The 24,485-nt window shown below is 35.7% G+C and carries 25 protein-coding genes; 8 read left to right on the top strand and 17 right to left on the bottom strand.

Going from position 1 to position 24,485, the window contains the following annotated elements:
* Positions 1-20 precede the first annotated feature (20 nt).
* The 6 genes from RE431_RS09240 to RE431_RS09215 all read right to left on the bottom strand — a co-directional run bounded on the left by RE431_RS09240 (position 21) and on the right by RE431_RS09215 (position 5,843).
* The gene (locus RE431_RS09240) at positions 21-1,079 is read right to left on the bottom strand and encodes a nucleoid-associated protein (protein ID WP_309561698.1); all 1,059 of its coding nucleotides are present in this window, start codon (positions 1,077-1,079) and stop codon (positions 21-23) included.
* An 85-nt stretch (positions 1,080-1,164) separates the two neighbouring features.
* The gene (locus tag RE431_RS09235; protein WP_309561697.1) at positions 1,165-1,677 is read right to left on the bottom strand and encodes an IS1096 element passenger TnpR family protein; all 513 of its coding nucleotides are present in this window, start codon (positions 1,675-1,677) and stop codon (positions 1,165-1,167) included.
* A 24-nt stretch (positions 1,678-1,701) separates the two neighbouring features.
* Positions 1,702-2,727, bottom strand: coding sequence for a COX15/CtaA family protein (locus RE431_RS09230; protein ID WP_309561696.1), 1,026 nt, complete (start codon positions 2,725-2,727; stop codon positions 1,702-1,704).
* A 1-nt stretch (position 2,728) separates the two neighbouring features.
* Entirely contained in the window at positions 2,729-4,162 is a 1,434-nt protein-coding gene (locus RE431_RS09225) for a CCA tRNA nucleotidyltransferase (protein WP_309561695.1), read from the bottom strand.
* Positions 4,163-4,165: 3 nt separating this feature from the next.
* Complete coding sequence (locus RE431_RS09220) at positions 4,166-4,735, bottom strand: L-threonylcarbamoyladenylate synthase (RefSeq protein ID WP_309561694.1); 570 nt, start codon at positions 4,733-4,735, stop codon at positions 4,166-4,168.
* Positions 4,722-5,843 carry a glycosyltransferase family 4 protein gene (locus RE431_RS09215; RefSeq protein ID WP_309561693.1) on the bottom strand — a complete coding sequence of 374 codons (1,122 nt, stop codon included), beginning with the start codon at positions 5,841-5,843 and terminating at the stop codon, positions 4,722-4,724. Before RE431_RS09215 ends, RE431_RS09220 begins: the two co-directional genes overlap by 14 nt.
* Positions 5,844-5,996: 153 nt before the next feature.
* Between RE431_RS09215 and RE431_RS09210 the strand changes: the two genes are divergently transcribed.
* Positions 5,997-7,097, top strand: a complete 1,101-nt coding sequence (locus tag RE431_RS09210; protein WP_309561692.1) for a glycosyltransferase family 4 protein — start codon at positions 5,997-5,999, stop codon at positions 7,095-7,097.
* 82 nt (positions 7,098-7,179) lie between these two features.
* Complete coding sequence (locus RE431_RS09205; protein ID WP_309561691.1) at positions 7,180-7,875, top strand: lipopolysaccharide kinase InaA family protein; 696 nt, start codon at positions 7,180-7,182, stop codon at positions 7,873-7,875.
* Here RE431_RS09205 and RE431_RS09200 read toward each other — a convergent pair.
* The 3 genes from RE431_RS09200 to RE431_RS09190 are packed head-to-tail and all read right to left on the bottom strand — an operon-like array spanning position 7,872 to position 10,813.
* Positions 7,872-8,939, bottom strand: coding sequence for a UDP-N-acetylglucosamine 2-epimerase (locus tag RE431_RS09200; protein WP_309561690.1), 1,068 nt, complete (start codon positions 8,937-8,939; stop codon positions 7,872-7,874). The two genes, RE431_RS09205 and RE431_RS09200, sit on opposite strands and share 4 nt — an antisense overlap.
* Positions 8,939-9,985, bottom strand: coding sequence for a glycosyltransferase family 9 protein (locus tag RE431_RS09195; protein ID WP_309561689.1), 1,047 nt, complete (start codon positions 9,983-9,985; stop codon positions 8,939-8,941). The genes RE431_RS09200 and RE431_RS09195 overlap by 1 nt, the downstream gene beginning before the upstream one ends.
* A gap of 12 nt (positions 9,986-9,997) precedes the next feature.
* On the bottom strand, positions 9,998-10,813 hold the full coding sequence (locus tag RE431_RS09190; RefSeq protein WP_309561688.1) for a 2,3,4,5-tetrahydropyridine-2,6-dicarboxylate N-succinyltransferase: 816 nt from the start codon (positions 10,811-10,813) through the stop codon (positions 9,998-10,000).
* A gap of 86 nt (positions 10,814-10,899) precedes the next feature.
* Between RE431_RS09190 and ruvX the strand changes: the two genes are divergently transcribed.
* The 3 genes from ruvX to RE431_RS09175 are packed head-to-tail and all read left to right on the top strand — an operon-like array spanning position 10,900 to position 12,445.
* On the top strand, positions 10,900-11,307 hold the full coding sequence (gene ruvX, locus RE431_RS09185; protein WP_309561687.1) for a Holliday junction resolvase RuvX: 408 nt from the start codon (positions 10,900-10,902) through the stop codon (positions 11,305-11,307).
* Between the two features lie 55 nt (positions 11,308-11,362).
* Positions 11,363-11,953, top strand: coding sequence for a peptide deformylase (def, locus tag RE431_RS09180; protein WP_309561686.1), 591 nt, complete (start codon positions 11,363-11,365; stop codon positions 11,951-11,953).
* 57 nt (positions 11,954-12,010) lie between these two features.
* The gene (locus tag RE431_RS09175; protein ID WP_309561685.1) at positions 12,011-12,445 is read left to right on the top strand and encodes a DUF5606 family protein; all 435 of its coding nucleotides are present in this window, start codon (positions 12,011-12,013) and stop codon (positions 12,443-12,445) included.
* 61 nt (positions 12,446-12,506) lie between these two features.
* Here the strand turns inward: RE431_RS09175 and RE431_RS09170 are convergent, their stop codons facing one another.
* Positions 12,507-14,972, bottom strand: coding sequence for a DUF5686 and carboxypeptidase regulatory-like domain-containing protein (locus tag RE431_RS09170; protein WP_309561684.1), 2,466 nt, complete (start codon positions 14,970-14,972; stop codon positions 12,507-12,509).
* 43 nt (positions 14,973-15,015) lie between these two features.
* Positions 15,016-15,471 (bottom strand): SsrA-binding protein SmpB, encoded by a 456-nt coding sequence (gene smpB / locus RE431_RS09165; protein WP_309561683.1) that lies wholly within the window; start codon positions 15,469-15,471, stop codon positions 15,016-15,018.
* 114 nt (positions 15,472-15,585) lie between these two features.
* Between smpB and RE431_RS09160 the strand changes: the two genes are divergently transcribed.
* The gene (locus RE431_RS09160; protein ID WP_309561682.1) at positions 15,586-16,332 is read left to right on the top strand and encodes a DUF6503 family protein; all 747 of its coding nucleotides are present in this window, start codon (positions 15,586-15,588) and stop codon (positions 16,330-16,332) included.
* On the opposite strand, the gene RE431_RS09155 is transcribed toward RE431_RS09160, so the two are convergent.
* The gene (locus RE431_RS09155; protein WP_309561681.1) at positions 16,329-16,853 is read right to left on the bottom strand and encodes a SixA phosphatase family protein; all 525 of its coding nucleotides are present in this window, start codon (positions 16,851-16,853) and stop codon (positions 16,329-16,331) included. The genes RE431_RS09160 and RE431_RS09155 overlap by 4 nt on opposite strands.
* A 58-nt stretch (positions 16,854-16,911) precedes the next feature.
* A complete protein-coding gene (locus RE431_RS09150) occupies positions 16,912-18,006 on the bottom strand; it encodes an esterase-like activity of phytase family protein (RefSeq protein ID WP_309561680.1) in 1,095 nt (364 codons plus the stop codon).
* Positions 18,007-18,124: 118 nt separating this feature from the next.
* Between RE431_RS09150 and RE431_RS09145 the strand changes: the two genes are divergently transcribed.
* The gene (locus tag RE431_RS09145) at positions 18,125-18,310 is read left to right on the top strand and encodes a CsbD family protein (RefSeq protein ID WP_309561679.1); all 186 of its coding nucleotides are present in this window, start codon (positions 18,125-18,127) and stop codon (positions 18,308-18,310) included.
* A 73-nt stretch (positions 18,311-18,383) separates the two neighbouring features.
* Here the strand turns inward: RE431_RS09145 and clpB are convergent, their stop codons facing one another.
* The 4 genes from clpB to RE431_RS09125 all read right to left on the bottom strand — a co-directional run bounded on the left by clpB (position 18,384) and on the right by RE431_RS09125 (position 23,725).
* Positions 18,384-20,990, bottom strand: a complete 2,607-nt coding sequence (gene clpB / locus RE431_RS09140) for an ATP-dependent chaperone ClpB (protein ID WP_309561678.1) — start codon at positions 20,988-20,990, stop codon at positions 18,384-18,386.
* A gap of 300 nt (positions 20,991-21,290) precedes the next feature.
* Positions 21,291-22,235 carry a hypothetical protein gene (locus RE431_RS09135; protein WP_309561677.1) on the bottom strand — a complete coding sequence of 315 codons (945 nt, stop codon included), beginning with the start codon at positions 22,233-22,235 and terminating at the stop codon, positions 21,291-21,293.
* A gap of 206 nt (positions 22,236-22,441) precedes the next feature.
* A complete protein-coding gene (locus tag RE431_RS09130; RefSeq protein WP_309561676.1) occupies positions 22,442-22,762 on the bottom strand; it encodes a hypothetical protein in 321 nt (106 codons plus the stop codon).
* Positions 22,763-22,768: 6 nt separating this feature from the next.
* Positions 22,769-23,725, bottom strand: coding sequence for a tetratricopeptide repeat protein (locus tag RE431_RS09125; RefSeq protein ID WP_309561675.1), 957 nt, complete (start codon positions 23,723-23,725; stop codon positions 22,769-22,771).
* A 223-nt stretch (positions 23,726-23,948) separates the two neighbouring features.
* Here RE431_RS09125 and RE431_RS09120 point away from each other — a divergent pair, with 223 nt between their 5' ends.
* Complete coding sequence (locus RE431_RS09120) at positions 23,949-24,482, top strand: tyrosine-type recombinase/integrase (RefSeq protein ID WP_309561674.1); 534 nt, start codon at positions 23,949-23,951, stop codon at positions 24,480-24,482.
* Positions 24,483-24,485: the final 3 nt, after the last annotated feature.

Raw genomic sequence — 24,485 nt, 5'->3', positions numbered from 1 at the left:
TTTTATTGAGCTGAACTCATTTATTTTTTCTCTTCCTTGTTGAAATAAACCAGATAGTAATACATCTGCTTTTCTTCATCCCAACCTTTTTCAACGAATTTCTCAGCAGAATCTGCATTCACAAAATCCATCTTTATCTGGATATTCGTATCTAAAGTGATCACATTTTTGATCTTTTTACGCGCATCGGTCACCGCTTTATTTGCGATAGGGAAGTTCGTAAGATCTTCAACCTTATATTTTGGTGCTTTTTCAACTTTATAATTCTGAAATTCCGGGATCAGAGCCGGATTGTCAATTACAGAATTGATATAATTACTTTCTTCAAAATCATCATTTTTCGCAAAATAATCCATACTTCTGTTCATGAACATTACTTCCTGCTTTTTATCCTCAGCAGGCAAAACAACGTCTTTTGCGAAGTTTTTTGCAAAATTAAGGTAATTCTTAGTGAAGTAGTTCTCATCTGCCAGCACATCTACTCCCAGGAAGTTCTCCAACCAGTATTTTGTGTCATAGCGGTTAGAATCTACTGAAAGGATTTTGTAACCTTCATCACGATTCTTATTAAAAATGATAGCTCCTTTATCAAGTTTTTGAAGATTTACTCCTTGTTGAACAATCATCTCAAGATTGCTCTGTTTCTGTTCAAACTGAAGAAAATCATGCTTTAATTCAGACTTAAAGATTCCAATTGCCGAAACCTTTTCGTTATCCATCTGCATTCCTTCAAAATAAACCACGTAAACTTCTCCACTTTTAATGTGCGGATGGGTTGACTGCTCATATAGCAATGTGGCTATCTTTTTTGAATATTCATGCGTGTTGAATGGATCATCAAAGACCTGGTTCGCCAGATTATAAAGTTCGTTGAATTCGATATCGGTTTCATGATGAAAACGATAGTAAGTTTCTTCTTTCTCGCGGAAAGGTTTCAAAAAATATTCCTTGATCAATGGTTTTATTTCATCATTCAAATGAAAGGTAGAAGCTGAAACAAAAATGTTCTCACCACGATTCTTATTCCCAACACGGTGAATAGAAAGTGATTCAATTTGAGCATTAAAAAGATTGATCATTTATATCTGAAATTTTGCCTAAATAAAGTTGAAAAATGTGAATTCTGAAAGTAGTTTTTCAGAAGAAATAGAAGATCCTGAAAATTTAATTCCAGTTCTCATCGAATGAAAGGTCATCATAATCATCGGTATCGTAACCATCATCATAATCACCATTCAGCATACCGTCATCCTCACCTTTGAATTCCTTTTCCGGAGCACTTTCCGGGATTTGACCATGAACAAACATAAGATTAGGATAATCCCTACCTTCTTCTATCTCGGCGATCTGTCCTAATTCTACAAAGAATGTCCACATTTTCAGAAAATCATAAACGTAAATAAGCTTGGTTTGTTTTTCTGAAAGAATGCTATCCAGTGAAGTTTCATTCATCAATTTAATAGAGGTATCATGCCCGCTCATATCAAACTGGTGGATCTCTTCGCCTTGATTCCACTCTTCATCACTAATATAGAATGAAGCCATTTCTGAACCGTCAAAACCAAAAGACTGTACAATAGTATTATGCAAGTCTTCCAGGGTGCTTTCCTGCAGCATTTCTATATCTCTGAATACATCTTCATCAGCATCGAGAATTACTCGGAATCTATAAACCATATCTAAAAAATTTGGAGGTCAAAGTTACAATTTTTTAATCTTCTCTGGAGCATAAATGCTTTCCATTAACAGGTAAAACTGGAATCCGAATAGGAGGGAAGCGATCACCAGATGTAATGGCTGAGATAGAATCGGAAAATCAAAATTATACATGGCTACACCAGTAGCAACTTCCAGTAATATCAACCCGATAACAATATTGATCTTGTTAAGATTCAGGTTCAGGTTTTTATTTTTCCACCAGAGAAAAGCGTTAATAGCAAATACTAAAATAGAAAATGAGCGATGTATATAAAACGTTGTATTTGGATCTGACAGCCATATGTCCTTGGCGTCATATCCAAGACTGCGAATCTGCTCGTCTACGAATTGCCTTACCTGGGTTCCCATAACCACTTGAATAAGCGTAAGGATAACGGCAAGAATGAGCAAATTCTGAAATGGTTTTGTTTTGAACTGATCAAGTTCTTTTTCAGAAGAGATTTTCAGTAAATAGATCAAAACAGCAACGATCACCAGGGCCATGACCATATGAATCGTGATCTTAGCTGGAGCCAATACTGAATATACAACGGTTGCACCAAGCCATGCCTGGAATCCCATCAAAAAAACTGAAAGCCAAGACAGCAATGTGATGCGCTTTTTGATCTGGTATTTACCGATAGATAAAAATGCCATGATTAAAACTGCAAATCCTGCAAGCGCTCCTGCGAGGCGGTTGAGGTATTCTACCCAGGTGTGCGTAGGATTAAATATTGCATAATCATGTTTCTCGTAATTCTCCCAGTTCGATTCAGTATATGATTCTCCGGAAGTAAAATCCCGGGCAGCTACTTTCAGACTCTCGTCAACGATAATTACCTGCCCCTTCTCGTAATTCCGGTTAGATTGGAATTCAAGTTCAGATTTTTCGGTAGGAGGTATGTAGTATCCAAAACATTTTGGCCAGTCAGGGCATCCCATTCCGGAACCGGTCATTCTCACCACAGCTCCTGCGATGATCACCAGGTAAACTAGAATGAGCGAAATTTTTACAAATTTTCTGTACATCTTAGGTATTGGCCTTCTTAAGACCCAGTTTTTCTCCTTTTTTCAGCATAAAATCTCGTGCCGGCTCATATTCATTAGGAATATCACCTTCAAGTATCGCCTCTTTGATGGCGTCTTTGATCATACCGACTTCGCGGCTAGGTTTAATACCAAAGGTTTGCATGATCTCTTCTCCGCTAACCGGAGGTTGAAAATTACGAACATGATCGCGCTCTTCAACTTCCTGAATTTTCTGGCGAACCAATTTGAAATTATTGTGATACTTTTTGAAACGCTTCGGATTTTTGGTAGTAATATCTGCTTCGCAAAGCGTCATAAGATCTTCGATATTATCACCGGCATCAAAGATCAATCTTCTTACGGCAGAGTCTGTTACGCTATCGTCAGCAATGGCGATAGGTCTTGAACTCATCAATACCATTTTCTGAACGAATTTCATTTTTTCGTTTAGAGGTAATCTAAGTCGTTTAAAAAGTTTGTAGACCATTTTTGCGCCAACGAATTCATGTCCGTGGAAGGTCCATCCGATTTTCCTGTGAAATTTCTTAGTAGGTGCTTTTCCAATATCATGAAGTAAAGCGGCCCATCTTAACCAAAGATCGTCGGTATTTTCAGAAATATTATCTACCACTTCCAGCGTATGCCAGAAGTTATCTTTATGTTTTTGTCCTTCTACTTCATCAATTCCCTGTAGAGCAGTCAATTCCGGAAGGATCTTTTTCAGAAGCCCAGTTTTAAATAATAAAGCGAGTCCTTTTGAAGGCTTTTCGCTTAACATGATCTTATTCAGTTCATCAACGATACGTTCTTTGGAAATGATCTTAATTCGGCTATTATTCGCCTTGATGGCTTTAAGTGATTCAGCCTCGATCATAAAATTGAGTTGTGAAGCGAATCTAATGGCTCTATACATTCTTAAAGGATCATCAGAATAGGTAATATCTGGGTCTAATGGTGTTCTAATGATCTTTTTATCCAGATCTTCAAAACCATTGAAAGGATCTAAAAGATCTCCAAATCCGTCCTTATTCAGCTTTAAAGCAAGCGCGTTGATAGTAAAATCTCTTCTATTCTGGTCATCTTCCAGGGTTCCATCTTCAACAATAGGTTTTCTACTATCCTGGCGGTAGCTTTCCTTTCTTGCTCCCACGAATTCGATCTCCATATCTCCGGAACGAAGCATTGCTGTTCCGAAATTCTTGAAAACCTGAACTTTTGGTTTATTTGGCAGTTTTTCTGAAACTTTTCTGGCAAGTTCAATTCCGCTACCAACAGCTACAATATCAATATCTGTAGGCTCTCCACGCTGAAGGATATGATCACGAACAAATCCGCCAATTACATAAGAATCAACAGAAAGATCTTCTGAAGCTTCTGAAATTACCTTGAAAATATGATGATGTAAAGCTTTACTGTAATTGTGGTATTTCGGCATCTGTTATTTGCGTATCACTTTCACCTGGCCATTGTTGCTCAGCTTGATAATTGCCGATGGGCGAGGTGATTTTTTTGAACGCTGCAAATTTACTACATAGTCCACACCTTTTAAAATTTGTGGAGTAATTTGATCGAAGGATTGTGGCGTAGGTTGTCCGCTTACATTAGCAGAAGTAGAAACCAGAGGTCTCTTCATTTTCTTGATTAGCTCTGAACAGAAAGTATCTCTAACTACTCTAATTCCTAAAGAGTCATCATCACTTACCAGGTTTTCTGCAATCCTGATTGGCTTATCGTAGATCACCGTGGTAGGTTTTTTGGCGTATTTCAGAATGTCGTAGGCAGTTTCTGGAACATCTTCAACATACTGCTCTAACATCTTAAAATTTGAAACAAGGCAAATAAGTGCTTTAGACTCTTCTCTTTTCTTAAGTTTATATACCCGATCTACAGCTTCAGCATTGGTCGCATCACAACCTATTCCCCAAACCGTATCTGTTGGGTAAAGAATAATTCCTCCTTTTTTAATAATCTCAAGGCAATTTCTAACTTCCTGATCAATTCTTTCCATAAAGCACTTTTTTATATTCAGCCAAGGTCTGCTCAGCCATTTTACTGGTGGTAAAGTTTTTTATAAGTTTTTGATGAGATAATTCTGCGAATTTTTCCATCAAATCTTTATCCTGCGACAAAGCTATCAATTTATCTGCTAATCTTTGCGGTTGGAAAGGATTGCTTAACATGCCGTTTACGTTATCTTCAATTATTTCTGGAATCCCGCCAACGTTTGTACTTATCACAGACACTTTAAAATAAAAACTTTCGTAGATAAATTGTGGGATACCTTCACTCTGAGAGCTTAAAAGTGATATATCGAATTGAGGAATAAAACCTGAGGCATCTGGAGTAAAACCAAGAAAACTTATTTGTTGCTCCAATTTTTTTTCTTTTATAAATTCCAGATAAGCAGGTGTACGGTTTGTGTAATTACCAATCTGGATAAAATGAAACCTCTTGTCATTTCTTTTATTTACGATCTCATCTATCATTTCAAGCCAATTTTGTAGATTTTTCGCTCTAATATGGTTTGCGATCATCCCGACAACAATTTTTTCTTTGGGTATTTTTAGATTTTCTCGAAGATTGATTTCATGATTTATAGTTTTTCGCATTCTGGTTCCATGATAAATCGTAACCAATCGCGACTTATTTTCTATGCTTTCAGCGGTAATTTGCCTGGTTCTTTCAGAAACACATAGTATTTTTTTGATTTGCGGATGATTGTACTTATACAAAGTTTGTGGCCTGTCTTTTATAGGAAAAGAAGTTTTCTTGCTTAATACAAAGGGAGGGAGTTTCGACAATTTTGTGGCCATTACAGCCATGGTTAATGCCGTGGAATCATGAATATGTATGATGTCAATTTCATGTTTTTTACAGACTTTAAGAATTTCGGAAACATAACGTAGATCCAGCTTGATCAGCATAGGAGCAGTCTTTACCAATAGGTCGGTTTTGTTTAGCTTTTTGTGCAAGCCACCGTTTTTTACACAGAGGATTACGTTTTTAATAGAATTTTCGATCAGGTTTAATTCTAAGCAGAGATTTTCAAGGTGATTTTCACCACCACCCCAATTTTTGGCTGCCGAAAGATGAAGTATGTTTAAAGACTTTTTCACTTAAATATTTGACGAGAATTTTTTTGAAAAATTATGGGTAAAATTAGTAGAATAGTTTAGAAATGGTAACTATTATTGATCACTTCCTGCTTTTCTAATTTCTGTCTTCTATAAAAACTATCTTTGTTGCTTTTAAAAGAAATAATTTAGATTATGAATATTCTACATGTCTCCGGGGCGAGAAGTTGGGGTGGTAATGAGCAGCAATTAATGTATCTTATTGATGAGCTGCCAAAGTATGGAGTGAATCAATTTTTTTATTGCTATAATGATTCTCCGCTTTTTGAAAAATTACAGAATAAGCCGGTAGAGATTATAAATTCAGAATATTTGAAGCCTTTTTCATCTAGGTATAGAAAATTTCTCGCTAAGATCGTTAAAGACAAAAAAATAGATATTATTCATTTACATACTAGCGATGCGGTTACCGGTTATGTTCTTGCAGATATAATATATAAATTGAATACTCCAACTATTTACGCTCGTAAATCCATACGCAGAAGAGACAGCTATTTAAGCCAGTTGAAGTATAATTATAAAAATATTCATAAGATTACCTGTATCTCAGAATATGTTCGTTATCATTTCAGTAAAATCCTGACTGAAAAGAATCGTAATAAGCTCGTTATCGTAAGAAATGGAGTGAATTTAAGCGAAAAAGATATCAAAGCCCCCTACGAATTAAGGGAGAAAATGAATATTCCAGATTCAAAACTTCTCGTAGGTAACATTGCGAACCATACCAAAGCTAAAGATCTGGCTACATTGGTAAGAAGTATCCATCATTTGGTTTACAAATTAAAAATGACCGATTTTCATCTAGTTCAAATAGGAGAATTCACTAAAAGAACTGAAGAGCATAGAAAATTGGTTAATGATTTAAATGTGAATTCTTACATCACATTTATGGGATTTACTGAAAAAGCGTCAAGATTTTTACCTCAGTTTGATGTTTTTATGATGACATCTGAAAGAGAAGGAGGTCCTTCTTCAGTTATTGAATCTCTGTACTATAAGACTCCGGTAATTTCTACCAAGGTGGGAATTGTTGATGAAATAATCGAAAACGGTAAAAACGGATTTTCTTCTGAAGTCAGTGATTATGAAACTTTGGCCAAATCAATTCTTAAGATGAATGAAAATCCGGAGTTGAGGGAAATTTTCGCTGAAAAATCTCATAAAGTTTTCATGGAAAACTTTACTGCAGAGCGACTTGGAAAGGATACTTTTGAAGTTTATAAAAGTTTGATGTAATCGATTATATGGGTAGATAGGTATGAAATATAAATTCTCTGATAAGGGTCAATTAATTGAAGAAGAATTAAAATATTCGATAATGAATTTCGAATCAAAGGGTGTAGCTTTGGGTTCTGGAATCAGAAATAGTTTGAGAATATTTGATATTAGCGGATATTCAATAAATATCAAATCATTCAAGAAACCAAATCTTATAAACAAGATAGTCTACAAATTTTTCAGAAAATCAAAAGCGGAAAGGTCTTATAGAAATGCGCTAACCTTACTCAAAAAAAACATCGGAACTCCAATGCCTTTAGCATATGCTGAAGAGGCGGGAGCTATTTTTGGAAGGAGTTTCTACGCTAGCGAAAACATAATTCCAGATTTGACATTTCGTGATTTGGTTACGAATCCAGATTATCCAGATCATGAAAAAATTCTGCGAGCCTTTACCAGGTTTACATATGAACTACATGAAAAGCAAGTCCAATTCCTGGATCATTCACCAGGAAATACTTTGATCAGAAAAAAAGGTGAGGAGTATGAGTTTTTTCTGGTGGATCTAAATCGAATGAATTTTAAAGATCTGAATTTTGAAGAGCGAATGATCAATTTCTCGAGATTGACTCCAAAGAAAGAAATGGTGGAAATTATGGCTGATGAATACGCAGCTTTAATAAATAAGCCTACAAACGAGGTTTTCGAAAAAATGTGGTTTTATACCAATCAGTTTCAAGAAAAATTTAAAAGAAAGAAAGAGTTAAAGAAGAAGCTTAAATTCTGGAAAAACTAAGGTTTCGGGATAAACGGAGCTTTTCTGTGTGACTTCAGGCTAAAATATCCCAGTTGCTTTCTAATCTTATATCGTCTGATCAAATTCAAAGGTTTTTTTCTTAAATGTGATTTGTCACGATGAAGAAAATCAATACAAGCCTCGATTACTCGCGAACTCGATTTACCATCCATATAAGGATGGGAGTATGCTGCAAATTCCTCAATTTCTTTCATAAGTCTATCAGGCTTGGTCAAGGCCAGGTCCAGTGATTTTTCAATATCTTCGATCTCCTGCACATCTATTAAATATGGTCCAGGCATATTATTTCGAAAAGTAACAACAGGTTTTCTTTGCACCAGGAATTCGATGATCGCTGAAGTTGTATCAGAAAACATGATATCTGCTTTTTTAAATAACGGAATCAGGTCTGTAGTATCGTAAAATTTGAAATGTTCATTTTCTAGACTTCTGAACTTGTCATTGGTTTCCTTTCTTAATTTCGGGTGTAGCACAGCCATGAAATCATATTTTCCGGTATTGGAAAGTCTTTCAATCTCCTTTACAACTTCATCTTTTAAGGCCAGGCTATATTGTTTTGTGAAGGTTGAAGAAATTAAAATTTTGGGCTTCTCGTTTACTGTAGTTTCCAAGGGAAATAAAGGATCAACTTTAGACCAGCCAGTTTCGATGACCTCAAAGGTTCTGAACTTTTCCTGTCTTTCCTTAAAAGGAATAGTGCTTGAAGGTCCTTGTGTGCAATAAAGATCGAAAAAACCCCGGATGGTAAATTGATCTGTTCCTTTACGTTTATTGGCTGGAAAACCATGAAATACCTGAACTTTCAATCCAGAAATAAAATCAGGAACCGAATCGGTGATCGTGAGAACAATATGTGGTTCATAAGCGACAGCATCTTCAATGCTTTCAATTAATTCGCCATTTTCAGGAAAGTATTTTTTTGGAGGTTCCATTCCAGAAAACCATTTTACCTGGTAACCACGTTTTTTGATCTCTTCCTGCAATGGAAGACCTATGGGTAAGGCATAATTATGATTGATATAAATTAAAAACCTGTAATCCATTAAGAATGCTGATTTAGAAAGTGCTGTAACTTAGGTATGATAAGTGAGGGCTGTAAAATTTGATATAATTCATCATTGATCTTCGCTAGTTCCTTAAAGGTTTTATTCTGAAAGATCTCCGGTTTATAGTCTTTTAAATGTACAGAAATATTCTTTTTCCCATCTTCATACATATTCCAGTTTTCCTTGTTCAAAGGTGGAGAGAAGATAGCAAATGTTGGAATATTGATGGCTTTAGCCATATTTACGGCGCCACCCTCATTGCCAATTAAACCATCACAGTGATAGGTGAGTGCCAGAAACTCTCTAATGCTATTGCCATAGATTTCTAGATGAATTCTATTTCTTGTTTCTGGCTCGCAATACTCGAGTAACTTTTCAATAATAGATCTTTGAGAAGGTATATAATTAAGTAAAAGATTTGCGCCGGTATTTTTTACGATCTCATCCAGAATTTCCGCCAGATAAGGTAATGGATATGTTTTAGCTGTTGAACTTCCTAAGGCACTTATCATGTAAAGTCTTTTGGAAAGATCAATCCCATCTTTGAGTAAGCGATTTTTAGCTTCTTCTATTTCTTCATCTAATAAATAGATCTTAGGCTTAATTTCATTTGGGAAACTGGAAGAAAGAGGAGATAATAATCTTAATCTTTTCTCTATTGCTGCACCTCCTACTGTTTTAGCTTTTATTTCCCTGCTGAAAACGTGCGTGCTTAATAATTTAGTGTAAGTTTTATCGTAAGATATTCTGTATTCAGCTCCGGAAAGTCCCGTGGTTAGAGCGGTTCTCAAATTCGAATATACATCGATGACCGCGTAATATTTATTCTTTTTAGTAGCTTTTATAAGCCTTTTCAGACTTTCGCCTTTTTCTGAAAATATAAACTTATCAATAAAAGGGTTGTTCTCAACTACCGGGTAAGTATGTTTATAGATCATGTAATGCAGTTCGGCATCCGGAAATTCTTTCCTTAGTGCCTCAAAGAGGATTGAGGATGTAAGAACATCCCCAATCATTTTCATCTGTATTACAAGTATCTTCAAGACCTGATATTATTAAACGGCTACGTTGTACTCACGTAAAGCATCGTTCAATGAAGTTTTTTTATTGGTACTTTCTTTTCTTTTTCCAATAATTAAGGCACATGGTACCTGGAAATCTCCTGCAGGAAATTTCTTGGTATAGCTTCCTGGAATTACAACAGATCTAGCCGGTACATAACCCTTGAATTCTTTTGGTTCATCTCCGGTTACGTCAATGATTTTTGTTGAGCCCGTTAAAACAACATTTGCTCCAAGCACAGCCTCTTTTTCAATTCTGATACCTTCTACAACGATACTTCTTGAACCAAGAAAAGCATTATCTTCAACTATTACCGGCGCGGCTTGCAATGGCTCCAGAACGCCTCCAATACCGACACCACCGCTAAGGTGTACATTTTTGCCAATTTGAGCACAACTTCCAACAGTAGCCCAGGTATCAACCATGGTTCCTTCATCTACATAAGCCCCAATATTCACATAACTTGGCATCATGATCACTCCGGAAGAAATATAGGCTCCATGTCTCGCGACCGCATTCGGTACTACACGAATTCCTTTTTCCTTATAACCTTTTTTTAATGGGATCTTATCGTGATATTCAAAAATACCGGCCTCCAGGGTTTCCATTTTCTGAATAGGGAAATAAAGTACTACTGCCTTTTTTACCCATTCATTTACCTGCCAGCCATCATTGGTTGGTTCGGCAACACGTAGCTCTCCTTTGTCTAGAAGGTCAACTACTTTTCTAATTGCATCAGTGGTTTCAGTATCCTTTAAGAGGTCTCTGTTATTCCAGGCCTCTTCGATTTTTGCTTTTAACTGGTCCATATTCTAATTTTTTTCAAATATAACAGCTATACGGCAATATTTATGGACAAACCAATATAAACCTTACCTTTGCGTAAATTTTTGAAATGGCCAGAATATTAGCCCTGGATTACGGAACAAAAAGAACCGGTGTAGCAGTTACCGATGAGCTGAAAATGATCGCTTCCGGCCTAACTACCGTACAAACTCCTGAGCTTATTAAATTTCTGGAAGACTATTTCAAGAACGAAAAAGTGGAACGCGTTTTGGTTGGAGAACCAAAGAGAATGGATGACACACCTTCTCAAAGTGAAGTTCATATTCAGGAATTTTTAAAGGAATTTTCAAAGAAATTTCCCGAGATGCCGCTGGAAAGAGTCGATGAGCGTTTTACCAGTAAAATGGCGATGCAGAGTATGATAGATAGCGGACTCAAAAAGAAGAAACGAAGAGATAAAGCATTGGTAGACGAGATCAGCGCAACGATTATCCTTCAAACCTGGCTTTACGAATAAGCTGAATTTTAAAAATATAAAGGCGCATTTTTTCTGTGGCCGAAAACAATAGAGAATGATATTACCAATTGTAGCATACGGAGATCCGGTTTTAAAAAAGAAAGCCAAAGATATTGATAAGGATTATCCCAAACTAGAGGAATTGATCAACAATATGTGGGATACCATGTATAACGCTTACGGCGTTGGGCTGGCTGCTCCACAGATAGGTTTGCCAATTAGAATATTCATGATAGACCCGGCTCCTTTTGCTGAAGATGAAGAACTGGACGAGGCGGAACAGGAGGCATTGAAGGATATGAGAAAGGTATTCATCAACCCACAGATTGTCGAAGAAACCGGAGAAGAATGGGCTTTTAGTGAAGGCTGTTTGAGTATTCCGGAAGTTCGCGAAGATGTTTTTAGGCAACCGGACATCACTATTGAATATTATGATGAGAACTGGGAAAAGCATACTGAGAAATACTCCGGACTTGCTGCCAGAGTAATTCAGCATGAATACGATCATATCGAAGGAATTTTATTCACCGATAAGCTTTCCAGCCTGAAAAAGAGACTTATAAAAAGTAAACTGACAAATATTTCAAAAGGTAAGATCAACGTAGATTATAAAATGCGTTTTCCGAATGCAAAAAAAGCCCGCTAAAGGCTTTGATAATTGATTATGGGAATTGATATTTGCCAACCTAATTAAAAAAATACTATGGGATTAGATAAAATTCTTGCCATTTCTGGAAAACCAGGTTTATATGAGCTTACGGCTCAAACCAGAGGAGGCTTTGTTGCGAAATCTATGCTGGACGGAAAGAAGATCGCTGTAAATATGCGTCACAATGTGAGTATTTTGAGCGAGATCGCGATTTATACTTACACTGAAGAAATTCCGTTAGGTGAGGTTTTTCAGAAGATCAAAGAAAAAGAAAATGGTGGACAAGCAATAAACCACAAATCTTCTAAGAAAGAACTGGAAGCTTATTTTTCAGAAGTTCTTCCAGACTATGATGAGGATAGAGTTTATGCCAGCGATATGAAGAAGATCTTCCAATGGTATAATATTCTGATCGATAACGGTTTTACTGATTTTTCAAAAGAAGAAAAAACAGAAGATAAAAAAGATAAAAAGGACGAGGAAGAATAGAATTTCAAATCCTACCGAATAATTTAAAGGCTGAAATTTTGAGATTTCAGCCTTTTTTATTTTAAAATTTTAAACCGAAAATGAAGGCACCATCTCTTTTTCCTCCAAAATCGGAAACTACATAATCCAGTCTCAAAAATCTATATTTCCCGAAGCCAAGATTGTCTATACCTACAGAATATTCAGAATAAGGACTTCTGCCATCTGTAGTTAATCTATGCGCTCCAAGGATGAGGTTGAAATTCAATTTATTGATAAGCGGTAGTTTTCCTAAAAGCCAGCCTTCAAAGTCATGTTCCGCGTGAAATTCGGCATAATTCTGATTGGTGCTGAAATTATAATAAGGCATTAAATTGAACTTGCCTACATAGCTTCCAAAGCCTATCCTGGTCTGGTTCGCATTAAAATGCTGATAGTCTACAAGGCTTATATCATCGGCGTTAGAAAACAGTCCGCCGTTAATTAAGTACTGAAATTCACCTTTGTTGCCTAAATTCAAATTCTGCCTTATCTGCGCTTTGAACTGATCAAAATTATACTGGTTTTCGCTGGCGCCAAATCCCTTTTCCCAGCTTAATTTCAGTTTCGGATATTTAGATTCGTACACATTATATCTGCCGTTAGGATAGCTCATGTATTTCTGCCCGAAAGTAATATCGGTATAAATGTTACTACGTACTAAAGAATGCTCTTCAAAAGGCAGGCTACCAAAATTTTCAGGTTCTAAAGGGTTATTAGAAGTATAGGTTTTATCTTCCCTGTCTATAAAAACATGATCTGTTTGATTGATCAATGGTTTTCTATTCTCCCAGCCTATTTCACCAAAAAGTCTGATTCCGGGAAAAATATCCTGGCCATAACCCACATTCGCAAAACTCTTCTCATAAAGTTTCATGTAATTCCTTTCGAAAAATATAGTGCTGATGCTGTTTAGAAGTGGAGAAATTGGTTCCTGTTCGTTAATCTGTTCCGAAGCTATACCACCCGAAATACGAAGAAATGGCCGGTTAAAATTATTGAATTTCTTTTCAAAACCTCCGTTTAAACGCAGTCTTTCCTCACTTAGGCCATAATCGATATCTGAATAGATTCTCCAGTAATTTTCCTGGTCTTCACCGGTGCGCTGTGTGTAAGTTAGGTTAACATCTGTATTCCAACCCTGAACCGTATTAAAGCCTATACCGGAAATTGGAGCGCTAAATCCAAAATTTCTGTGTTTCCATGAATTCTGATGGGTGTATCCAAAAAGAATATCGGTAATTCCGAATTTATTTCTCACCGCGTCAACAGAATCCTTGTATTTTTTAGTGCTTCTAACTTCCTGAATACTGTCTTTCCTTACATAATCATTGATCTCTTCACCGGTAAGAGGAATAGGTCTTTGCTTTTTCCAATAAAGCGAATCCTTTTTATTTGCCTGTTCCTGAAAACTTAGAATTTCTCTTCCAAAGCTATTTTTGTCAAATTCTGGATTGAAATTATAATTGCTGTAAACCGCGGTAAATCTTCCATCGCCACCAAAACCGAATAGTTTAAAGCTGAAATCTATACTTTGCGAGATCTGAATATAAAGTTCATTCTCTTTTGAGTATTTGTAATTTTGACGGAAAACAAGTTCTTCGATGGGAGCGACCTGTATGGCTTGCCCTGTCGCGGTTAATTCCACTCCATAGATCTGCCAGAGATCTTCCACTATATAAATATATCCTGAAAATATCCGGTCACCCGAACGTTTTGGAGTGACCTGGATCTTATTGATCATGTTGCCCTGATTATCGAAAAAAGTCCCCTCTAGTATGTAGCGGTAATAATTAAAAGCATACTCAGCAATAGGAGATACCATTTCACTGTTGATCTCCAGCGTATTTTCATAAAATGAAAAATAGGCCTCCTGCGCAGAATTTAAACTGAATCCGTTATCATCGCCACTCACTTTGGAAGCAATGATCTTTTCCTTAAAATCGTCTGGTTTCTGAAATGCAATTTCAGAAATGGTTTCGCTGAGGTACACGATCCCGCTGCGGGTAGAATCTAGTCCACCGCCAAGATCACCCACGTCCTGGCCTAAAATTTTCTCCGGCGCATTTTTAATTCGCCATAATCCGCGGGAATAGAAATCGGCGGTAAAAGACTCCAGTCTTTCAGCGTTCAACTCCCTGTTATCTATAGCGTTTCGAATAATTCTGTTAGCCGGGTTATCACCGCTCTGCACGGTAACTTCATCCAGGCTGGTGCTTTCAGCTTTTAAAACCACGTTAATGGTTATTGGAAATGCATCAGCAATGATCTCTTTTTTAAGCGTTTTATAACCAAGGAATTGATAAACAAGCGTGTATTTACCTTCTTCTGTGATCTTCAGTTCATAAATACCTTCTTCGTTTGTGGTGGTGCCTTTAGACCCGCTTTCTGTGTAGATGTTCACATATGGCAAGGCTTTACCGTTTTCATCTTTTACTTCTCCGGTAATTTGAGAAGACATCTGGGAAACTGCCATAAATAGCAGGATGCCAAGTAGCTTTTTCAGCATTGGTTAAATTTTGGATTATAAATAGAACGGAAATATCTGGAATTTATTTGTATTCCTTTTGAATTCGATCTAAACGGCGCTTACTTTCACGATCCTTAATGGTTTCGCGCTTGTCATAAAGTTTCTTACCCTTAGCAAGGCTAATCTGTAATTTGGCGAGACCACGGTCATTAATAAATAATCTAAGCGGAATAATGGTCAATCCTGAGTTGGTAACCTCTTTTTCCAGTTTTCTAAGTTCTCTGCGTTGCAAAAGTAATTTACGTTCGCTCCTGGGATTATGATTAAAATGCGTGGCGTGTGAATATTCTTCAACATGCATATTTATCACAAAAAGCTCGTGGTTATTGAACTCACAAAAGCTTTCGGCGATGTTTGCCTTTCCTTCACGTATGGCTTTAATTTCTGTTCCGGCAAGTTTGATACCGGCGGTATACTTGTCCAGAAATTCATAATTGAACTTTGCCTTACGGTTTTTAATGTTGATAGAATTCTTCATATAGCCACAAAAATACAAGCTTTCAGCTAATTTCTTCCTAAAGCAATTTTAAAATTATCGGTTACTGCTTCCTGAACAAAAATTTTTAATTTTGCGGCTTTCAAATCATCTCTTATGAAATACATTTCCTGTTTACTTCTTGTTCTCTTTTTAGTTTCATGTTCTGAGGATAAAAAGAAGCTTACCGCAGAAGAGATCGTTAATAACGCGATTAGAAATGCAGGCGGCGAAAGATATAATAATGCCGAGATCGATTTTGTTTTTCGAAACATCGAATATAGGAGCATTAGAGAAGGAGGGAAGTTTCAGCTGGAGCGCCAGATGACCGATTCTTTAGGGAATGATACGCACGATATTTTGAATAATAACGGCTTCGAGCGTAAAGTCAATGATAGCCTTGTGGAACTTCAAGATTCCCTTAAAGTGGCTTATAGCAACTCTATTAATTCGGTTCATTATTTTGTTCAGTTACCTTTTGGGCTGAATGCTCCGGCGGCGAATAAAAGGCTACTAGGAAAAGATAGTATTGCTGGTCGTGAATATTATGAAGTGAAAGTAACCTTTGCTGAAGATGGCGGTGGAACAGATCATGAAGACGAATACCTGTACTGGATAGATACCCAGAATTTTGAAGTTGATTACCTCGCTTATAATTTTGAGGTGAATGACGGCGGCATACGATTCAGGAAAGCTTTTAATCACCGAATTATCGAAGGGATTCGCTTTGTAGATTATGAAAACTACAAATATGATGTTCTATCAACGCCTCTCGAAGAATTAGATAGTCTCTATGAAAAACGTGAGTTGGAATTACTTTCGCTAATAGAAACTAAAGATGTAAAGGTTAAATCGGGATCTTAATTTATATAGATCACCTGGCTTATTTTTGATCCATCTTCCAGGATCTGAACAATAAAAAGTGCTCCGTTCTCCGAATCATCAATATTTTCATATTTCTTTTCTCCAAGAATAGCATTCGCGAATTGTGGTGTTGTATTGCTATGTCCAACCACTAAAACTGTTTTGCCTGAAGTTGCTTTTTTAAATTCAGCATCAAATAGTTTATTTGCGTCGTAATTCTGAATTTCCAGAGATTTCATATCTGCAGCAGGTTTGGCTGTCTGCATAGTTCTGTTGTAAGTAGTGCTGTAAACCGCATCAAGATCGATGTCTTTTAAGGCCTGCGCCCAGTTTTCAGCTCTTTTTAAACCTTCATCTGTAAGATTAGGATCATGATTTTCTGAATCACTTCGATCTTTTTCAGCATGGCGTATTAAGTAATATGTAGTTATCGTGTCCTTTTGCGGTTCTGGAACTATTTGTTCCGGGTTGGTACTGAAGCTCAGGATCAATGAAAGGAATAGAGTGATGATATTAGCCATATTCATGAATTTTTAATGCTGTTTATCTGACGTTTGCTTAGCTCGTTTGTTACAGAAGTTATTCTTTAATATCAATTTCCATTAAAATGAACTGATTGATCTGGTTGGCAAAACTGTTGAAGTTGTTATCTGAAACCAACAAAAGGGACCGCTTTCCGTTTTGTAGTTCTGGGCCAAAACACATTCCCTCAATATTATCAATGATCTCGTTGGTTAATTTATCTTCTACTGAATCAAAATTAAAGACCAGTTTTTTTTGGGCTGTTTTATATTTCTCTCCTTTTAACTGATTCAGCTTAATTGTATTGCTAGCGATAGATGCATCTACATCAAAAATCTTGACTGTATTTCCATGAGAACCATAACCAGCAGAATATGATCTTTCAAGGATCAGGAATTTATTTTCGGCATATTCAAGGATCTCTGTCACTCCATTAACAGCAAAATAATTGATTGGCAATTTCGCTATGCCGTCAAGTTTGTATGCAAATTCCTTTGTTGGTTCTCCTGTATTCTTATCGTAATGAGTAACACGAACATGAGTTCTTGATGGAAATATCTTAGGTTTGGAAGAATCTTTTTCTAAAGGTGATTCTGTAGCTACCCAATATCCTTGCTGATCATAACTTTCTGAGATGCCCTCGAAAACTCCATTATTTCTTGGCCTTTGCTCACCATTTGCCTTAAAATGATCTGGAATTTTAAAAGCTTCGGTGATTTCTCCGATTTCTGAAATTCTGTAGACGCCGGGATCTTTTCCGTCGTCTATAATCCCTTCACTGGTAATTACAAATTCATTCCGCTTTTCATCAAATCTCAAAGCTTCAAGATCAAAGACTTCGTTAGAAAATTTATCGGTTTTTTTAAGAGTTATGAGCTGATCGATAGAGATGTCTTTAATTTTATGATTTTCAATATTGATATCAGCGATATATATTCGTGGGTTAGAAGCCTGGTCGCTAACCATGTAATATTTGCCATTTTTAAAATCTATTCCAGATAAACCGCCAACTACAGTATTATCCAATTTCGTATTTGGTTCTAGTACATATTCATCAAGAAAGTGAAGTTCAACCGAGTCATTTTCAATATTTCGGGTGACTGCACAACTAGATAGAAGAAATAGAAGGCAAAGGATGATTATTCTATTCATGAAGATTGGGTTGAATTCAAAAATAACAAATGTTTAAGACAAAAATGGCATTTTCTTAGGAGCCCTAAGAGTGATGTTTAGATACCTTTATTCTATTAACACCTAAAACCAATATGTTATGAATGAAGATCAGATCGAAGGAAAATGGAAACAAATTCGTGGTGAGTTTAAACAGAAGTATGGTAAACTTACCGATGACGATGTAACCTATTCCGAAGGGAAGTTTGACGAAATGTTAGGTCGAATGCAGGAGAAGACCGGTAGGTCTAAAGAAGAATTGAAAAAGGAAATCGATAGATGGTGATGATTGATGAATTAATGTTTGAAAAAGGCGGTAGAGAAATCTACCGCCTTTTTGTTAGAAACTAAAATTTAAATTATTCATTATTCGCAAGTTGTTCCTGGTTTCTGAAAACGAGCTCGTCATTGAATTCATCCAGGAGAATAATACTTTCTGTATGAATTTTTCCAGCAAGTATTTCTTTAGAAAGTTTATTTAAAACTTCTCTTTGAACCACTCTCTTTACAGGTCTCGCTCCAAACTGAGGATCAAATCCTTTAGCTGCAAGATATTTGATCGCTTCTTCGGTCGCATCCAGAACAATGTGCTGTTTAGCAAGCATTTTCTTCACACCTTTTAGTTGCAAGCCAACTATCTGCTTGATATCTTTTTGAGTAAGCGGGCTGAACATCACGATATCGTCTATTCTGTTGATGAATTCCGGTCTTACGCTTTGTTTTAATAATCCCAAAACCTCAACTTTCGCCGCTTCCATAGCGGTATCAAGATCTTTTACATTTTCAAATTTTTCCTGGATAATATGGCTTCCCATATTTGAGGTCATGATAATGATCGTATTCTTGAAATCTGCGACACGTCCTTTGTTATCGGTCAGTCTACCTTCATCAAGTACCTGAAGCAAAATGTTGAACGTGTCCGGATGTGCCTTTTCGATCTCATCAAGAAGTACAACCGAATATGGTTTTCTTCGTACAGCTTCGGTTAATTGACCTCCTTCATCATAACCTACATATCCCGGAGGTGCTCCAACCAATCTGCTTACCGAATGTCTTTCCTGGTATTCACTCATGTCAATTCGGGTCATAGCCGACTCGTCATCGAATAAATATTCGGCAAGTGCTTTTGCCAGCTCTGTTTTACCAACACCGGTTGTTCCCAGAAATAAGAAAGAACCAATTGGCCTGTTCTGGTCCTGAAGTCCGGCACGGCTTCTTCTTACAGCATCACTAACAGCAACTATCGCTTCATCCTGGCCAACCACACGTTTATGAAGATCTTCTTCTAATCTTAATAGTTTTTCACGATCGCTTTGCAGCATTTTAGTAACAGGAATCCCTGTCCATTTTGCTACTACTTCAGCAATATCTTCATTGGTGACTTCTTCCTGGATCAGAGATTTTTCATTCTGATTTTCGGCAACTTTTTCCTGAAGTTTCTCCAGTCTTTCCTGAGCTTCCTTAATTTTTCCGTAACGGATCTCTGCTACCTTTCCATAGTCACCTTCACGTTCGGCTCTTTCAGCTTCCAGTTTATATTCTTCAATTTCAGATTTTGCAGTCTGAATATTGTCAACCACATCCTTTTCACTCATCCACCTTGCATGAAGATCGTTTCGCTCTTCCTTTAAATTGGCAAGATCAGAGCGTAAAGATTTTAGTTTTGCTTCGTCTTTTTCACGTTTTATTGCTTCAATTTCGATTTCCAGTTGCATGATCTTACGATCCAGTACATCCAGTTCTTCCGGTTTGGAGTTGATCTCCATTCTCAATTTCGAAGCAGCTTCGTCCATAAGATCGATCGCTTTATCTGGAAGAAATCTGTTTGTAATATATCTCTGAGAAAGTTCAACTGCAGCAATGATAGCTTCATCTTTGATCCTTACCTTATGGTGAGTTTCATATTTCTCTTTAATCCCACGAAGAATGGAGATCGCACTTTCGGTATCGGGTTCTTCAACGATCACTTTCTGGAAACGGCGTTCCAGAGCTTTATCCTTTTCAAAATACTTCTGGTACTCATCAAGAGTGGTGGCCCCAATAGCTCTTAATTCTCCTCGCGCCAGGGCAGGCTTGAGAATATTCGCGGCATCCATAGCGCCCTGGCCACCACCTGCTCCAACAAGTGTGTGAATCTCATCAATGAAAAGAACAATACTTCCATCGCTAGAAGTTACTTCTTTGATAACGGCTTTTAATCTTTCTTCAAATTCGCCCTTGTATTTTGCACCGGCGATAAGGGCTCCCATATCAAGTGAATAGATTCGCTTGTCCTTTAGGTTTTCGGGAACATCACCATCTACTATCCTGTGTGCAAGACCTTCTGCAATAGCAGTTTTCCCGGTTCCTGGTTCACCGACCAGCATTGGGTTGTTCTTGGTTCTACGAGAAAGGATCTGAAGAATTCTTCTTATCTCTTCATCACGTCCAATTACCGGATCCAGTTTACCGCTTTCGGCTAGCTGGTTCAGGTTTCTCGCATACTTATCAAGGGAATTGTAAGTTTCTTCAGCACTCTGAGAAGTCACTTTATCTCCCTGGCGCAATTCTGCAATGGCTGCTCTTAGTCCTTTTTCAGTTGCTCCCTGATCTTTTAAAATCTGGGCAACTTTACTCGAAGATTTAAAGATCGCCAAGATCAAATGTTCAATAGATACATATTCATCTTCCATTTTTTTAGCAATGGAAGAAGCTTCGTTCACTGTTTTACCGGCTTCTCTGGAAAGAATTATATCGCCTCCGCTAACTTTTGGAAAACTTTCCAGGCTTTTGTCGAGAATCTGAGTAAAGAGGTTTACGTTAATGTTCAGTTTTTTCAGCAGGAATGGAGTTACATTTTCATCTACCATTGAGATAGCTTTAAAAATGTGTTCGTTCTCGATCTGCTGATGGCCCATCTCCTGTGCAAGCTGTTGAGCCTGCTGGATCGCCTCTTGTGATTTTATAGTAAAATTTTGAAAATTCATTTTTAATATTTTTAACCAAGATATTCAAATACTGTACCCTACTGAAATTGAGTAAATTAACTGAAATTTTGACAGTTAATTAATAATTTTTAAATTGAAAACCTCAAAGAGGTGAAGAACATAGTGATGAACAATTGATTTATTATTCTCTATATTAAGTCCTTATAAATTTAAAATTTGTAATTCAATAATAATGCTAAATAGAGGTTAAATGACTTTTTGGCAATATTCTTTATTATAGAAGTCTAATTGAATAAAAAATCTGATAGGGAGTTTTTGTCAGCTATATAAGGTGTGACATTATTCCCTTTTTTTAGGCTTTGAATATTTGATTTCTAAATTCTGAAATTCACTGAAGCGTTCTTGAAATCCAATGTACTGAGCATATATATTATCCAGTAATCTTTCTTTCGTACTGTCAAGATTGTATTTTGATAGAATACTGTTAACTTTTTTCATTCTCGCCTTTTTTTTCTTCCATGTATTTTTTTGAGAAAAGCCACGCCAGAAATGACTTGAAATAGCTTGTTTAATAACACTCAAATCATCATCCGAATTAATTCTTTTTTCCCAATTTTTATCAATTATTATCAGTTTGGAGTATTCTTTAATTAATTCAGCAAATAGATTATCTAAATTATCAACCTTTAATAAATCATTCAGTTGGAAGATATTAATGCTATTTAATTTTCGAGTTCGTAAAAATTTCAACTCTATTCTTAGAATTGAGTTGACTAAATTAGACTGTCTTCCCTTATCATAAATTTTGAGTTCTACTTGAGATGTTTTGAAGGTTTTTAGTCTTCCTCTACCACCATAATTTTTATTCCGATCTGGATCTTCGTAGCGATGAAGAAATATTTGATCCCTAATTATTTCTGATGGGTCTGTATCGGTAAGTAAGTTAAATCCAACTTCTAATTGAATTACATTATTATTTTCTCTTAGAAAATACTCTTCTTCTAAAGCAGGTATTAATTCTTCTAGATCAGAATAGAGCAGATGATTGTAATTTTGTTCGTTGTAATTATGTATTATATTATAAAACTTATGAAGGCTCCCTTTTAAATATCCATGATTTTGAGTAATTTTTATCTCTAAATTATCTTTTTTATAAACTTTTGGATACTCAATAACTTGATCTTTCGAGCTACTGTAAACTGCCTGATATGAAAATTTATTTTCTTCAATTAATTGCTCGAATTGAGCTTTGTTATGAATTTTTACTTTAAAAAAGTCTATCATATCTTTTGTTTGACTAAAGACCGAGGGTTCTTTAAATATGCGGATTTGAGGTTAAATTATAAATATTTTTTTGAAATTTTTATTCTATAGGTTATTACTTAATCGAGTTATTTAGTTATTCTAATTCTTTTCCTCAAATAGATACTAACCCATCCAGACAAAAGACCACACTTAGAAGAAAAAATGGATATACCCCCCTCCGAAGTTCAACCAATCTTTTGCTGATATATTTGAGAAATATGAGCTAATTCAAATTTTTCATTTTTTACAGCTTTATCCTCAATAATCTTCAAGTCATTCTTTATTTTATTCATATAAATTTTGCCAGAGGGAGTAGTATGGGAATAGAAAGTTTCCTTTATTATATTGAAGGACTTGTGGTAATTGTTAAGTCTGTACTGTTCATCTTCAAGTTCTTTAGTTTTTTCTGATCCATAGGCTATTATCTTCCTAAGTTTCCATCCAATCGAAACCACCCTTTTAAAACTTTCTTCTAGATCTTTATCTAGAGTTTCAAACAACTTCATAGCAATTTAATTATTCAACTTATCCTGTATCTCTTTAAATTTTTCCATTTGTCCCAATCTTGCATATAGATTCCCGATAGTTTTAAGAACATCTTCATTATTGCTAGGATTTAATTCATAAGCCTTTTCTAAATATTTCAGAACTTCTCGGTAAAGCTGTTTTCTATCTTTATCTAATTCATTATACCTTTCATTATCTTCTTTAGATAATCCTAATGAATTCATCTCATTAATAATGGCTTTTTCTTCATCTAATAATGAAACCGCTAAATAATAGTTGGCTGGATAATTATTAGGGTCTTCAATAAGAGCTTTCCTAAATTCTTTAATAGCCTGACTAAAATTTCCTTCATTGAAATATTTTCCTCCCTTATCTGTATATTTTTTTGAATTGTTGGAAGGTAAACCTCGATTGTTACTTGTAACTTCTCTTTTTACAGGGATGGTTTCAAAGGTCTTTTTAAGTGCTTTTATGTATGTATTAATAATCGCATTTGTATTTGAAGTGGTTGATAAATCTACTTTGACTCCATCGGGTATTAGTTGGTCAATAAGATTTTCTGAGTATTTTCTAAAGAAATTTACTGCCTTTTCTTTGTTTTCTGAGCCACTATATTTTTGATTAAGAAGCTTGGCTATTTCGTTCAAAGATTTTTGTAGATAGGCTTCGTTGGAATTATACCTTTTTTGTTTTTGTTTTAGTGCGTTATTAATTAGTTCATAATCTGGTTGATAATATTCAATATTTTCATATTTATTACCTCTTCGGTTTTGAGAACTATTAATTTTAGTGTATTCCCACTGTTCTAGGTAATCATTATATTTCTTAAAACCAATAAGATCTCCATTGTCATTGTAGTATTCATACCTTTCAAGATAATCATTGTATTTTTCAGTACGATCTTGAGCATTGGTAAATGAAACTGTTAGAGCTAATAAAATGATGGAAAGGAATGTTTTCATATTTCTATTTTATTATCAATATGAATGGTAGTAGGGTAGATTCAATTGAATATTGAACAATAGGACATATTTAAGAAAATTATTTAAGGTTTGAAATTAACTACTCAAAAATAAATGTTCACTAATGCATTTATTGAACATTTCTTGTTTTTATAGGTCATATGAAGTAATATTTTTTGAATAACGTTCAAAAAGTGTTATATATGCATAAAAATGAACATTTATGCAGGGTAGTACTTATATTGATTTTGATAAAGCTAACAGTAAAGGTTTAAAATTAATAAGATCATCTGAGAATGCTTCTTTTGGTTTGTTGATTATCGTAGGTATAAATTTAGGCTTAAGAATTAGTGATCTCTTAAAATTGACTTACAAGCATTTAAGATCCGATGAGTTGGAAATTATTGAGCAGAAAACTAAAAAAAGAAGAAAGCTAATAATTAATGATAATATTAAAAATGCGTTGAAATATTTTGAGGAATATAATGATGAGTTTTACGCTTTTAGAAGTCAGAAGAACACGGTTTACTCTATTCAGCATGTTAATCGCTTAATGAAGAAGCATTTTAAAGGTTCCAACATTAGCTCCCATAGTCTTAGAAAAACATTTGGTAGAAGAGTCTGGAACAATAATAACCAGAGTGAAAAAGCTCTAATGTATTTATCTGAATTGTTTGGACATCATTCAATTAGTACAACTCGAAAATATCTAGGGATTAGACAGGAGGAATTAAATAATATTTATATCAACCTCTAGTAA

This window comes from Christiangramia sediminicola (genome assembly GCF_031344135.1).
GTDB lineage: Bacteria > Bacteroidota > Bacteroidia > Flavobacteriales > Flavobacteriaceae > Christiangramia > Christiangramia sediminicola.
The sequence above is the reverse complement of the archived record's forward strand: the minus strand, read 5'-3'. Positions and strand labels throughout refer to the sequence as shown.

Bases quoted from the DNA above. Each gene is read 5' to 3' on its own strand.
- RE431_RS09240 (WP_309561698.1), bottom strand. From the start codon at position 1,079: ATGATCAATCTTTTTAATGCTCAAATTGAATCACTTTCTATTCACCGT.
- RE431_RS09235 (WP_309561697.1), bottom strand. From the start codon at position 1,677: ATGGTTTATAGATTCCGAGTAATTCTCGATGCTGATGAAGATGTATTC.
- RE431_RS09230 (WP_309561696.1), bottom strand. From the start codon at position 2,727: ATGTACAGAAAATTTGTAAAAATTTCGCTCATTCTAGTTTACCTGGTG.
- RE431_RS09225 (WP_309561695.1), bottom strand. From the start codon at position 4,162: ATGCCGAAATACCACAATTACAGTAAAGCTTTACATCATCATATTTTC.
- RE431_RS09220 (WP_309561694.1), bottom strand. From the start codon at position 4,735: ATGGAAAGAATTGATCAGGAAGTTAGAAATTGCCTTGAGATTATTAAA.
- RE431_RS09210 (WP_309561692.1), top strand. From the start codon at position 5,997: ATGAATATTCTACATGTCTCCGGGGCGAGAAGTTGGGGTGGTAATGAG.
- RE431_RS09205 (WP_309561691.1), top strand. From the start codon at position 7,180: ATGAATTTCGAATCAAAGGGTGTAGCTTTGGGTTCTGGAATCAGAAAT.
- RE431_RS09200 (WP_309561690.1), bottom strand. From the start codon at position 8,939: ATGGATTACAGGTTTTTAATTTATATCAATCATAATTATGCCTTACCC.
- RE431_RS09190 (WP_309561688.1), bottom strand. From the start codon at position 10,813: ATGGACCAGTTAAAAGCAAAAATCGAAGAGGCCTGGAATAACAGAGAC.
- ruvX (WP_309561687.1), top strand. From the start codon at position 10,900: ATGGCCAGAATATTAGCCCTGGATTACGGAACAAAAAGAACCGGTGTA.
- def (WP_309561686.1), top strand. From the start codon at position 11,363: ATGATATTACCAATTGTAGCATACGGAGATCCGGTTTTAAAAAAGAAA.
- RE431_RS09175 (WP_309561685.1), top strand. From the start codon at position 12,011: ATGGGATTAGATAAAATTCTTGCCATTTCTGGAAAACCAGGTTTATAT.
- RE431_RS09170 (WP_309561684.1), bottom strand. From the start codon at position 14,972: ATGCTGAAAAAGCTACTTGGCATCCTGCTATTTATGGCAGTTTCCCAG.
- smpB (WP_309561683.1), bottom strand. From the start codon at position 15,471: ATGAAGAATTCTATCAACATTAAAAACCGTAAGGCAAAGTTCAATTAT.
- RE431_RS09160 (WP_309561682.1), top strand. From the start codon at position 15,586: ATGAAATACATTTCCTGTTTACTTCTTGTTCTCTTTTTAGTTTCATGT.
- RE431_RS09155 (WP_309561681.1), bottom strand. From the start codon at position 16,853: ATGGCTAATATCATCACTCTATTCCTTTCATTGATCCTGAGCTTCAGT.
- RE431_RS09150 (WP_309561680.1), bottom strand. From the start codon at position 18,006: ATGAATAGAATAATCATCCTTTGCCTTCTATTTCTTCTATCTAGTTGT.
- RE431_RS09145 (WP_309561679.1), top strand. From the start codon at position 18,125: ATGAATGAAGATCAGATCGAAGGAAAATGGAAACAAATTCGTGGTGAG.
- clpB (WP_309561678.1), bottom strand. From the start codon at position 20,990: ATGAATTTTCAAAATTTTACTATAAAATCACAAGAGGCGATCCAGCAG.
- RE431_RS09135 (WP_309561677.1), bottom strand. From the start codon at position 22,235: ATGATAGACTTTTTTAAAGTAAAAATTCATAACAAAGCTCAATTCGAG.
- RE431_RS09130 (WP_309561676.1), bottom strand. From the start codon at position 22,762: ATGAAGTTGTTTGAAACTCTAGATAAAGATCTAGAAGAAAGTTTTAAA.
- RE431_RS09125 (WP_309561675.1), bottom strand. From the start codon at position 23,725: ATGAAAACATTCCTTTCCATCATTTTATTAGCTCTAACAGTTTCATTT.
- RE431_RS09120 (WP_309561674.1), top strand. From the start codon at position 23,949: ATGCAGGGTAGTACTTATATTGATTTTGATAAAGCTAACAGTAAAGGT.